The following is an 11914-nucleotide window of genomic DNA, read 5'->3' on the forward strand; positions in this document are numbered from 1 at the left end:
TCGGCAGGGACGATCTCAATGATGGATTTCGCGATTTTCTGGGACTGGCTGAGTTTTGCGGTCCGCTGGCTGCATGTCATCACCGGCATCGCCTGGATCGGCTCGTCCTTCTATTTCGTTGCCCTCGACCTCGGCCTGCGCCAGCGTCCCGGCCTGCCCGCCGGCGCCTTCGGCGAGGAGTGGCAGGTGCATGGCGGCGGCTTCTACCACATCCAGAAATACTTGGTGGCCCCGGCTGAAATGCCGGAACACCTCACCTGGTTCAAATGGGAATCCTACGCCACCTGGATGTCGGGCTTCGCCATGCTCTGCGTGGTCTACTACGCCGGCGCGGACCTGTTCCTGATCGACCCCAATGTGCTGCCGATGTCTGCCCCGGTCGCCATTCTGCTCTCGATGGCGACGATCGCCTCGGGCTGGATCGTCTATGATCTGCTCTGCCGCTCGCCACTCGGCAAAAGCGACACCGGCCTGATGCTGGTGCTCTATGGCGTGCTGGTCTTCATCGCCTGGGGGCTGACGCATCTCTTCACCGGCCGCGCCGCCTTCCTGCATCTCGGCGCCATCACCGCCACGATCATGTCGTGCAACGTCTTCATGATCATCATCCCCAACCAGAAGATCGTCGTCGCCGACCTGATCGCCGGTCGCAAGCCGGACCCGAAATACGGCAAGATCGCCAAGCAGCGCTCGCTGCACAACAACTACCTGACCTTGCCGGTCCTGTTCCTGATGCTGTCGAACCACTACCCGCTGGCTTTCGGTACCCAGTTCAACTGGGTCATCGCCTCGCTGGTCTTCATCATCGGCGTGTTGATCCGCCACTATTTCAACACCGTGCATGCCAGGAAGGGCAACCCGACCTGGACCTGGCTTGGCGCCGCCGTGCTGTTCATGATCATCATCTGGCTGTCGACCGTGCCGAAGGTGCTGACCGGCGAGCCGAAGACCTCGGCCGTCTCCGCCGCCGCGCAGGTCTACATCGCCTCAGCGCATTTCCCGGCGGTGCGCGACACCGTGCTCGGCCGCTGCTCCATGTGCCACACGGAAGAGCCGGTCTATGAAGGCATCTACCATGCGCCGAAGGGCGTGCTGCTCGACACCGACGAGCGCATCGCCGAGCATGCGCGCGAGATTTATATCCAGGCCGGCCGGGCGCATGCCATGCCGCCCGCCAATGTCAGCCACATCACCGACCAGGAACGGGCCCTTCTGGTCGCCTGGTTCGAAGGTGCCGGAAAGTAAGCATGACAGCGAAAATTCTGCGCGGCCGCACACTCTCCTTCCTGCGTTGGCCCGAAACGATCGACGACCATTCCGCCTGGCATTACGAGGAGGATGGCGGGCTGCTGATCGACAATGGCAAGATCGTTGCCGCCGGCTCTTATGCGGAGGTCTCGACGAAGGCGGGCGCAGGCGTCGAGACGATCGACCATCGCCCGCATCTGATCCTGCCCGGTTTCCTCGACGCGCATGTGCATGTGCCGCAGATGCAGATCATCGCCTCCTACGGCGCCGAGCTGCTCGACTGGCTGAACAAATACACCTTTCCGGAAGAATCGAAGTTCCAGAACGCGCAGCATGGCCGTCGCATCGCCAGGCTGTTCCTCGACGAGATGCTGCGACAAGGCACGACGACCGTCGTCGCCTACTGCTCGGTGCACAAGTCTTCGGCCGAGGCCTTCTTCGCCGAGTCGCATGAGCGCAACATGCTCAACATCGCCGGCAAGGTGATGATGGACCGCAACGCGCCGGACGGCGTGCTCGACACGCCGCAAACCGGCTATGACGACAGCAAGGCGCTGATTGCCGAATGGCACGGCAAGGGCCGCCAGCTCTATGCCGTCACGCCGCGCTTCGCGATCACGTCGACGCCCGAGCAGATGGAAATGGCCGGCGCGCTCTGCCGCGAATATCCCGATCTCCACATGCAGACGCATCTGTCGGAAAACCACGCCGAGATCGCCTTCACCCAGGAACTCTATCCCTGGTCGCGCGACTACACCGACGTTTATGAACACTACGGCCTGCTCGGCAAAAAGAGCCTGTTCGGCCACTGCATCCATCTTTCCGAGCGCGAGGCGGACGCGCTGTCGCAGTCGGGCTCGGTGGCGGTGTTCTGCCCGACCTCCAATCTCTTCCTTGGCTCCGGCCTGTTCGACTACCAGCGTTATCGCCGGCGCGAGGCACCGCTTCGCATCGCAGCGGCCACCGATGTCGGTGGCGGCACCAATTATTCGATGCTGCGCACCATGGACGAGGGCTACAAGGTGATCGCGCTGAACGGCGAGAAATTGAACCCGTACCAATCCTTCTGGCAACTGACGCGCGGCAATGCCGAGGCGCTGTCGGTGGCCGACAAGGTCGGCACGCTGGAGGAAGGCACCGACGCCGACATAGTCGTGCTCGACGCCCGTTCGACGCCGGCGATGCGGCTCAGGATGGAGACGGTGGAAACGCTGGCCGAGGAACTCTTTCTGCTGCAGACGCTGGGCGACGATCGCGCCGTGCGCGAGGTTTATGTGGCGGGGCGGCCGGCGAAGAGCGCGATTGTCGCATAGATTAAACGTGCTCTTCGCTTGACCCCGCGTCAGCCATCGGCCAAAGCGTGCGGCGACATTTGACAGGGGAACGCCATGGCCACCGCCGACGACATCGCTCTGATCAAGAAACAGGAAGCCGCGCTGGTCTTCCCGGCTTTCGATGAGGCCGTCGCCTTCAAGATCGGTTCCGCTATCCGGGACCGCGCCCTGAAGGAAAACCTGCCTGTTATCGTCGACATCAGGACCTTCGACAGGCCGCTCTTCTATGCCGCGATGCCGGGCTCCAACGCCTCCAATCCCGACTGGGCGCGGCGCAAGATCAATGTCGTGAAGCGTTATCTGAGAAGCACCTATCGCCTCGTGCTCGAGCAGCAGCGCCCGGACCGCACCTTCAAGGTCGGCGAGGGCCTGGATATTGCCGACTATGTGCTGGCCGGCGGCGGCTTCCCGGTCACGGTGAAGGGCGCCGGCGTCATAGGCGTCATTGCCGTTTCGGGCCTGCCCGAACGCGAGGATCATGGCGTCGTCGTCGATGCGCTTTGCGCTCACCTTGGCATCGATGCGAGCGGGCTCGCGCTGCCGCCGGAAGAAAAATGACCGACCCGAAAAGCCTCCTCACGTCGATCTTCAACGCCGCCGTCGCCGCCGCCGATCCGGAAAAGACGATCCGCGACCATTTGCCGGCAAGGCCGAAGGGCCGCACCATCGTCATCGGCGCCGGCAAGGGCTCGGCGCAGATGGCGGCGGCCTTCGAGAAGGTCTGGGACGGCCCGATCGACGGCCTTGTCGTCACCCGCTATGGCTATGGCGCCAGATGCGAGCGCATCGAGATCATCGAGGCGGCGCACCCGGTGCCGGATGCCGCCGGCCTTGAGGCATCGCGCCGCTTGCTGGAGAAGGTGCGGGGGCTGACAGCCGACGATCTGGTCGTGGCGCTGATTTCCGGCGGCGGCTCGGCGCTGCTGCCGTCGCCGGCCCCCGGCCTGACGCTTGCCGACGAGGTCGCCGTCAACGAGGCGCTGCTCGCCTCCGGCGCGCCGATCGCGGCGATGAACACCATCCGCAAGCATGTCTCGACCATCAAGGGCGGCCGCCTTGCCGCCGCCGCGCACCCGGCGCGTGTGGTGTCGCTGGTCGTCTCAGACATCCCCGGCGACAATCCGGCGCTGGTCGCCTCGGGCCCGACCGTTCCCGACACCGGCAGCCGCGCGGATGCGCTGGCCTCGATTGCTGCCTATGGGATGAAGCTGCCGGCATCGGTCATGGCACATATCAATTCACCGGCCGCCGATGCGCCAAGCCCCGACGATCCGCGCTTTGCCGGCAATGAGGTGCACCTGACCGCCTCCGCCGGTGTGTCCCTGGACGCCGCCGCCGCCGAAGCCAAGCGTCAAGGCATCGAGGCAGTCATCCTGTCGGACGCGATCGAGGGTGAGGCGCGCGAGGTCGGCGGCGTCCACGCCGCGATCGCGCGCGAAGTGGCGACCCGCAATCGTCCCTTCAAGAAGCCTGTGCTGATCCTCTCCGGCGGCGAAACGACCGTGACTTTGCGCGCCAAGGGCAAGGGCGGCCGCAACTCCGAATTCCTGCTCGCCTTCGCCATCGGCATCGATGGTGTTGGCGGCGTCCACGCTCTGGCCGCCGATACCGACGGCATCGACGGCTCGGAGAACAATGCCGGCGCGTTTGCCGACGGCTCGACCGTGTCGCGCATGCGTGCGGCCGGCGTGGACGCCAAGGCGATGCTTGCCGGCAACAATGCCTGGACTGCGTTCAACGCGGTTGGGAATCTGTTCGTGCCGGGTCCCACGGGCACGAACGTGAATGATCTGAGGGCGATTCTGGTTAGGTAGCGCGGAGCCCCGCAGAACTCGTCATCCTCGGGTCTGCGCGCGTCGCTTCGCTCCTTGCTCCGCCCGTGGATGACGAAGTCGGGTAGGCTTCCGTCCAGGTCACGCCCCCATCAATTCCCTCACCTTCCGCATATCGCTGAGGAATCGCCCCCGTTCCGCCTCCTTGTCCTCCTGCTCGCGTATGCGCAGGATGAAGGACGGGTGGATGGTCAGGAACACCCTCAACCCATCGTCGCGCTCGACCACGTCGCCGCGCATCTTGGTGATCGGCACCGCCTTGCCGAGCAGTGATTGCGCCGCCGTCGCGCCAAGCGCCACCACGAGGTTTGGCTTGATCAGGTCGAGCTCCTTGTCCAGCCACCACCGGCAGGCCTGGATTTCGCCGGCATTGGGCTTTGAATGAATACGCCGCTTGCCGCGCGGTTCGAATTTGAAATGCTTCACCGCATTGGTCACATAGACCTTGCGGCGGTCGATCGCGGCGTCGTCCAATATGCTGTCGAACATCTTGCCCGCCGGACCGACGAACGGCTTGCCCGCCAGGTCCTCCTGGTCGCCCGGCTGTTCGCCGACGAAGATCACCTCGGCGTTCTCCGGCCCTTCGCCGAACACCGTTTGCGTCGCATCGCGCCAGAGCGGACAGCGGTGGCAGCCTTTCGCAACCGCGCGCAGTTCCGGGATCGTATCGGCGTTTTCGGTTTCATCGGCATTGGCCGGCTGCGGCACCGGCCAGTGCTTGGCCTTCACCTTGGCGTGGTGCGGTGCTGGGGTGGTGGGCATCCGGGCGATCATGTCTGACGCGGCTTTGTCTGCTCCTGCTATCAGATCGGGAATGAGCGAGGCCTCGGGAAGGTTCCGCCAATATTTCTTCGGCATCTCCTTCTGCATCGCCTTCACCTTGAGGCGGGCCGGGTTGAAGATATTCTCGAAATAGGTCCGCCACAGCGCCTCGGCATCGTCTTCCGCCGGCGCGTCGCGCTTGCCGGCGCCGGGTCCGATCGCCAGCCGCTCACCATCCCAGTCGGCCGAGGCATGCGGCGTCAGGATCGTCCAGCGCATGCCGGTGAAACGGCGCACGAAGAAATCGGCATTGCGCTCGACGATGAAATGCTCGGGCTCGAACCAGGCGACATAGCGCTCCTCCGCGCCTTCGCCGATCTTCCGGAAACGCACGAAGGCGCGCATCTTGTGGATGTCGCGCCCCACCGCCTTTTCCATCGCCTCCAGCTTCCGGATATCGGGATCGGTAGCGATCGAAAGCAGCTTCGGCTCGGAGCGCAACCGCCAAAGCAGCCGGTAGAGAAAGCCGAAGCGCTCGGGATCGCAATGGCAGATCACCGTCTCTGCGCGCTCGATAAAGTCGCGCGGCACGACAAGCCGGGCATCGGCGTGCGCAGCCGGCAAATCTTTGCCGCGGGTTTCGCCATCCGGCTCGACCTGCCACGCGGCATCCTCCGGCGGTATGTCATTCGTCGCCAGCCGCCGCGCCGCGTCGCGCCAGCCGGCAAAATCGGTCTGGCTTTCGAGCCGGACGAGATGGACGGCGAGGTTGAGCTGAGTTTTGGCCATGATCAGAACAACGACAGCTGTTCGCAGGAACGGGTGATCACCTGGCGCAAGCCGGCCTTGTCGGTCAGCGCGCCAGGCGACCAGCCTTCCGCAATGATGAAGGGCCGCACCTTGGCGACCGAGTGGCATATGCGCCCGACATCCTCGAGCCGCAGCCGCCGGTGGCGGCGTGTCTCGATGATCCGGTCGATGACCCTGCTGCCGAGGCCGGGAACGCGCAGCAGCGCTTCGCGCTCGGCGCGGTTGACGTCGACCGGGAAGCGGCCCCGATTGCGCAGCGCCCAGGCAAGCTTGGGGTCGACAGCGAGGTCGAGCATGCCGTCATTGCTGCCGTCCAGGATTTCCGGCTGCGAGAAGCCGTAGAAGCGCATCAGCCAGTCCGCCTGGTAAAGCCGGTGCTCGCGCATCAGCGGCGGCTTCTGCAAGGGCAGCGATGACGATGAATCCGGGATCGGGCTGAAGGCGGAATAGTAGACGCGGCGCAGGTGGTAGCTGCCATAGAGCCGGGCGCTGGCGCGCAGGATCCCGTCGTCGGACGTCTTGTCGGCGCCCACGATCATCTGCGTCGACTGGCCGCCCGGGGCGAAGCGCTCGCGCTTGCGGCTCCGCAATGTCGGCTCGGCCTTTTCCTCGATCTTGCGGCGCAGCTTGGCCATCGAAAGCCGGATCGTTTCCGGCTTCTTTTCCGGTGCCAGCTTCTTCACGCCTTCGTCTGTCGGCAGTTCCACATTGATCGACAGCCGGTCGGCATAGAGACCAGCCATCTCGATCAGCTCCGCCGACGCTTCGGGAATGGTTTTGAGGTGGATATAGCCGCCGAATTTTTCCTCGATCCTGAGCCGCCGCGCCACTTCGACCATCTCGCCCATCGTCTCGTCCGGCGAGCGGATGACGCCGGACGACAGGAACAACCCCTCGATGTAATTGCGGCGGTAGAAATCCATCGTGAGCTTCACCACCTCGTCGACGCTGAAACGGGCGCGCCGCACATTCGAGGACGAGCGGTTGATGCAATAGCTGCAGTCGTAGATGCAGAAATTGGTGAGCAGGATTTTCAAGAGCGAGATGCAGCGCCCGTCCGGTGCGTAGGAATGGCAGATGCCGGACCCCTCCGTCGAGCCGATGCCGCCCGATCTCAGCGAGTCGCGTTTCGCCGACCCGGAAGAGGCGCAGGAGGCGTCGTATTTGGCGGCGTCCGACAGGATCGCCAGTTTCTCGCGGACGGAAAGCACAGCCATTTGTTCATGATATGTTCCAGAAATGCAATTGGCTATAACTTTTGATTGCCGTCCGCAAAACGTGATCGCCGCGCCTGTCGCGCCAGCCCTCACACCTCGTGCAGATAGAGGTGGTAGTCCAGCTCGCTGACGGTGCGCGCGACGCGCAGATACTCGGCCTGCTTGATCGCCACGAAGGTGCGGTGCAGGTCGGGACCGAGCGCCGATTTCAGGAAGTCGGAGCTCCTGGCCGCCTCGATCGCGGCGCGCCAGTCGGCCGGCATGGTCGATTTCTCCGGGGCCTGCTCGTAGCCGTTCCCCGTCGTCTCGGAACCGGGGTCCAGGCCCTCATCCAGGCCTTTGACGATGCCGGCCAGCACCGTTGCGGCGATCAGATAGGGGTTGGCGTCGACGCCCGACGGCCGGTGCTCGATGCGGCGGTTCCTGGCGTCGCCCGCCGGCACGCGCAGCGCCACCGAGCGGTTGTTGACGCCCCAGCTCGGCGCTACGGGCGCATAGGATTGCGAGACGAAGCGCCGCCAGGAATTGGCGTGCGGCGCAAACACCAGCATCGATTCCGCCATGGTGTGGATGAGGCCACCCAGCGCGTTGAGCAGCTTTGGCGACCATTTCTGGCCGGCGACCTCGGTGAAGACGTTGCGGCCGGCATCGTCCTGCAACGAGACGTGGAAATGCATGCCGGAGCCGGCATAGGCCTCGATGGGCTTGGCCATGAAGCAGGCGGTGACGCCGTGCCGCCGCGCCTGCGCCCTGACCAGCCGCTTCAGCATGACCAGGTCGTCGGCTGCCCGCATCACGTCCTTGCGGTAGTTCAGCGTCAGCTCGTACTGGCCGGGCGCGTATTCGGAAATGACCGTTTCGGCCGGAATGCCCTGCGCCTTGGCCGCGGCGTAGATGTCGGAAAACAGCGGCTCCATGCCGTGCAGATGGTCTACCGAATAGACCTCTGTCTTGGCCGAACGGCGGCCGTCGAGCACCGCGCGGGCAGGCTGCACCTTGCCGTCGGCGTCGCGGTCATTCGACAGCAGGAAAAACTCGAGCTCGAAGGCGCCGGCCGGATGCAGGCCGCGTGCAGCCAGCAGTTCCACCTGCCTTGCCAGCACCAGCCGTGGGTCGGAGGTCATCGGCTGGCCGTCGAGATGGTGCATCGACATCAGCAACTGGCCGCGTGGCGGCTTGGTGCCGAAGAGCGGCACCAGCGTGCCGGGGATCGGCCATGCCCTGAGGTCGCCGTCGCCGGTGTCCCACACCAGTCCGGTTTCGTGCACGTCCTCGCCGGTGATGTCGAGGCCGAGGATCGAGATCGGCAGATGCCGGCCGTTCTCGAAAATGCCCATCAGCTCGTGCCGGCGCACGATCTTGCCGCGCCCGATGCCGTTGGCGTCGGTGAGCACGATGTCGAACGCCTCGATCTCAGGATGCGCGTCGAGAAAGGCTTTCGCCTCGGCGGGCGTCGAGCCTGAAGGCGACGTGGTGACGGCGTTCAGATTGTCCATTGCCGCTTTTCTCATGCCGCAAGCCTGGCCGCAACCGCGGCGAAGGCTGCGATCAGCCGGCTCACTTGCGCTGACGTCGTCGCCGGCGAGATCAGCATCATGTTGTGGAACGGCGCGATCAGCACGCCGCGATTGACCAGCGCGACATGAATGGCGGCTTCCAGCTCCGGCGCGTGCGCCTTTTCCGCTTGGCCGCCGTTTCCGAGCGGCCCGGGCGCACAGATGAACTCGACGCGCGCGCCGACCCGCGCGACATGCCAGGGCAGCTTGTTTCGATTGATCACAGCGGTCAGCCCGGCATCGAGCCGGCGTGCCAGCCGGTCCATATGCACATAGGCTTCCTCGGTCATCACCTCTTCCAACGCGGCGCGCATCGCCGAAAATTGCAGCGGGTTCGCCGACAGCGTCGTGCCCATGCCGGAATAGCCGGGTTCCTTGGTCTGGTTGTAGGCGCCGTAGCGGGTGGCGATCTCTTCGCTCATCCCCCAGATGCTTGCCGGCACGCCGCCGGCCACCGGCTTGCCGAGCACGAACAGGTCCGGCTCCAGCCCGTGCATGCGCGTGTAGCCGCCAGGGCCGGTCGAAATCGTGTGCGTCTCGTCGATCAGAAGCAGCGTGCCGGCCACGCGGGTCAGGCGCCGCAGCGCGTCGTGGAAGCCGGGTTCCGGCAGCACCATGCAGGAATTGGTCAGCACCGGCTCGGTGATGACGCAGGCGACGTCGCGGTCGGCCAGCGCGGCCTCGAGGGCGGCGACATCGTTGAACTCTACGATCTTGGTCGCTCGAGTCAGATCCCGGAACTCGCCGGCCAGGCCCGGCCGGTTGACCGGCCGGCCGTCGATCAGCCGCACCATCGTCTCGTCGACAGAGCCATGATAGCAGCCGTTGAAGACCAGGATCTTTTCGCGCCCGGTCACGGCGCGGGCGACGCGCAGCGCAAAACGGTTGGCGTCGGTGGCGGTTGTGGCGATCTGCCAATAGGGCAGTCCGAAGCGCTGTTGTAGAAGCGTGCCGATTGCCAGCGCATCCTCGCTGGGCAGCATGTAGGTCAGGCCGCGCGCTGCCTGCCTGCGGATCGCGCGGGCAACCGGCGGCGGCGAATGGCCAAGCATCGAGCCGGTGTCGCCCAAGCAGAAATCGTCGAGCCTGTTGCCGTCGACATCGGTGATGGTGGCGCCTTTGGCGCCTTCGACCAGGATCGGGAACGGCGTCGGCCAGTCGGTCATCCAGTGCATCGGCACGCCGCCGAGGAAACCGGCGATGCCGTTGCCGAGCTTCGCCTCGGATTTCGGCCGCGCCTTGCGGAAGGCGGCCGCTTCCGCCTCGCGCAATTCGGCGATGCGGGCGATGTCGATGCCGCCGATGGAAGTTCGTGAATCCGATGCCTGCATGAAAACCCCTGTGTTTCGCGCGGCACTGTGCCAATCGGATGGCAAAACCGCAATTGGCCGCGCCGGGGGCTCGCGTTGGATCAGCGCACTTGACCCCGCGTGGCCGTCGGGGCCTCAATGCGGCCAGGGCAGGGAGGAGGGGGAAATGCGGACAGTTCTTTGTGCGGCAGTGCTTCTTGCGTCGGCCAGCGGGGCCCTTGCCTCGGGAGCGCTCTGGTGCTCGGTCGACGACGCCAAGGTCACCTTCCAGCTCGACGCCGGTGTGACCCGGGGCCTGGGCGGGCCGACTTTCAATTTCCGGGGTGATCTGGAGATCAAGGCCCGTCCCGCCGCCGACAGCCTGCGCAAGACGGTGTTCGAGGATCAGAACCTCGCGCAATATTGGCTCGACGGCGACGAATTGCGGCTGCTCGTCTACCGCGAGCACGAAGCCAAGGACAACTACCGTTCGGTGGAACTGACGATCCTGACCAAGGCCAAGGACGAAGGCACCTATGACGGGCGCTACATGCTCGCGGTTTACGACGGCACGGCAGGCGTGGACAGCGATCCCGTCGAGCTCAAGGGCGATGTTTCCTGCGGAGCGGAATGATCAAATCGCAGTAGGCAGTCGGGCTCTCCTTCTATTGCCTACTGCCTAATCCCTACTGCCTCACCCCGTGATATCGATGACGCCGCAATCGCCGGCGGCGCTGCCGAAGACGATGCGGCGCTCTTCCTTGTCCCACATCATGGCGGTGATGGCGCCCTTGCCGGGGCGGCGCAGCAAGACTTCCTTGGCGTCGGCGAAGCGCGCCGCGATCACCATGCCGTCCTCATAGCCGATCGCCACGACATCCTGGCTCGGATGGCAGGCGACGCAGGTCACCATCGTGTTGCCGCGTGTGCCGAGTTCCAGCGGCGCCTTGCCCATTGGGCCATCCTTGGCTGAGAACGGCCAGACGATCGCCGCCGGCGCGCCGGAGCTTGCCAGCCATTTGCCCTTCACGCTCCAGGACAGGCTCTTCACCTTGCCGGGATAGCCGCTCATGCGCATGTGCTTGCCGTCGGCGAGCTTCCAGCCATGCAGGGCATTCTCCTGCATGGTGGTGACGAGGAAGGCGCCGTCGGGCGAAAAGGTGATGCCGGTATGGGCGCCGGCCCATTCGAGCTCCACCGGCTTGCCCTCGGCCGCCGGGAAATGCAGCGTCGCGCCATTGTAGCGGGCGACGCCGAAACGCATGCCCTTGGGCGAGAACGCCAGCCCCTCCACCGAGCGCGGATGGGCGAATTCCTTGATCTTGCCGTCGGCGAAACGCACGAAGGCGGTCTTGCCCGAGGCATAGGCGATCGCGCCTTGCGGTCCGGCGGTGACGCTGGTGACCCACTTTTTGCCGGCGCTGGCCAGCTCGCTCACCGCGCCACCAGCCTTGACGGCAAACACCTTGCCGTCCTCGCCGCCGGTGATCAGCCGGTCGTTGGCCGCGTCATGGAAGGCGGCGAGCAACCCGTCATTGGCTTGCACCGTCTTTTGCCCGTTGTCCAAGCGGTGGATCGCGCCGTCGGCCAAAGCAAAATGCGGCACGTCGTTGAGGAAAACGGCGGCGAGGCAATGGCCTTCGAGATCAAGCGGGGCGACTGTGGGCATGTGGGGCGGTCCATTCGAGATCAATGCCCTTCCCATAAGGGGTCGAGCGGCAGGTCTCAACCCATGCTTGGAATAGCTATAGGGAAAGGGGCCCCGGCGTTGGGGCTCTTCCTTCTCCCCTTGTGAGGCCTTTGCACAGAATCGGATTGATGATTCCATGCGGATATCCGAAAGGGGATTCGCGATGGTTGATCGAT

Annotated in this window: 10 protein-coding genes; 5 read left to right on the plus strand and 5 right to left on the minus strand. The window is 64.9% G+C overall.

Going from position 1 to position 11914, the window contains the following annotated elements:
- Window positions 1–18: 18 nt before the first annotated feature.
- The 4 genes from FJ471_RS23680 (at window position 19) to FJ471_RS23695 (ending at window position 4396) form a co-directional block, all read left to right on the plus strand.
- Window positions 19–1245: a urate hydroxylase PuuD gene (locus tag FJ471_RS23680; protein WP_140807156.1), complete on the plus strand. Its 1227-nt coding sequence runs from the start codon at window positions 19–21 to the stop codon at window positions 1243–1245.
- 2 nt (window positions 1246–1247) lie between these two features.
- On the plus strand, window positions 1248–2561 hold the full coding sequence (guaD, locus tag FJ471_RS23685) for a guanine deaminase (RefSeq protein ID WP_140807157.1): 1314 nt from the start codon (window positions 1248–1250) through the stop codon (window positions 2559–2561).
- A gap of 75 nt (window positions 2562–2636) precedes the next feature.
- Window positions 2637–3140: a heme-degrading domain-containing protein gene (locus FJ471_RS23690; protein ID WP_140807158.1), complete on the plus strand. Its 504-nt coding sequence runs from the start codon at window positions 2637–2639 to the stop codon at window positions 3138–3140.
- Window positions 3137–4396 (plus strand): glycerate kinase, encoded by a 1260-nt coding sequence (locus FJ471_RS23695; protein WP_140807159.1) that lies wholly within the window; start codon window positions 3137–3139, stop codon window positions 4394–4396. The genes FJ471_RS23690 and FJ471_RS23695 overlap by 4 nt, the downstream gene beginning before the upstream one ends.
- A 99-nt stretch (window positions 4397–4495) precedes the next feature.
- Here FJ471_RS23695 and FJ471_RS23700 read toward each other — a convergent pair whose 3' ends face one another.
- From FJ471_RS23700 to FJ471_RS23715, 4 genes are all read right to left on the minus strand, one after another.
- Complete coding sequence (locus FJ471_RS23700; RefSeq protein WP_140807160.1) at window positions 4496–5965, minus strand: UdgX family uracil-DNA binding protein; 1470 nt, start codon at window positions 5963–5965, stop codon at window positions 4496–4498.
- A 2-nt stretch (window positions 5966–5967) separates the two neighbouring features.
- Window positions 5968–7203, minus strand: a complete 1236-nt coding sequence (locus FJ471_RS23705) for a putative DNA modification/repair radical SAM protein (protein WP_140807161.1) — start codon at window positions 7201–7203, stop codon at window positions 5968–5970.
- Window positions 7204–7292: 89 nt separating this feature from the next.
- A complete protein-coding gene (locus FJ471_RS23710; RefSeq protein WP_140807162.1) occupies window positions 7293–8699 on the minus strand; it encodes a glutamine synthetase family protein in 1407 nt (468 codons plus the stop codon).
- An 11-nt stretch (window positions 8700–8710) separates the two neighbouring features.
- On the minus strand, window positions 8711–10090 hold the full coding sequence (locus FJ471_RS23715; protein ID WP_140807163.1) for an aspartate aminotransferase family protein: 1380 nt from the start codon (window positions 10088–10090) through the stop codon (window positions 8711–8713).
- Between the two features lie 145 nt (window positions 10091–10235).
- On the opposite strand from FJ471_RS23715, the gene FJ471_RS23720 reads away from it, so the two are divergent.
- A complete protein-coding gene (locus tag FJ471_RS23720; RefSeq protein WP_140807164.1) occupies window positions 10236–10682 on the plus strand; it encodes a hypothetical protein in 447 nt (148 codons plus the stop codon).
- Between the two features lie 60 nt (window positions 10683–10742).
- On the opposite strand, the gene FJ471_RS23725 is transcribed toward FJ471_RS23720, so the two are convergent.
- Window positions 10743–11717: a WD40 repeat domain-containing protein gene (locus FJ471_RS23725; protein WP_140807165.1), complete on the minus strand. Its 975-nt coding sequence runs from the start codon at window positions 11715–11717 to the stop codon at window positions 10743–10745.
- Between the last annotated feature and the right edge of the window lie 197 nt (window positions 11718–11914).

It is taken from the genome of Mesorhizobium sp. B2-7-1, from assembly GCF_006440735.1.
Classification (GTDB): domain Bacteria; phylum Pseudomonadota; class Alphaproteobacteria; order Rhizobiales; family Rhizobiaceae; genus Mesorhizobium.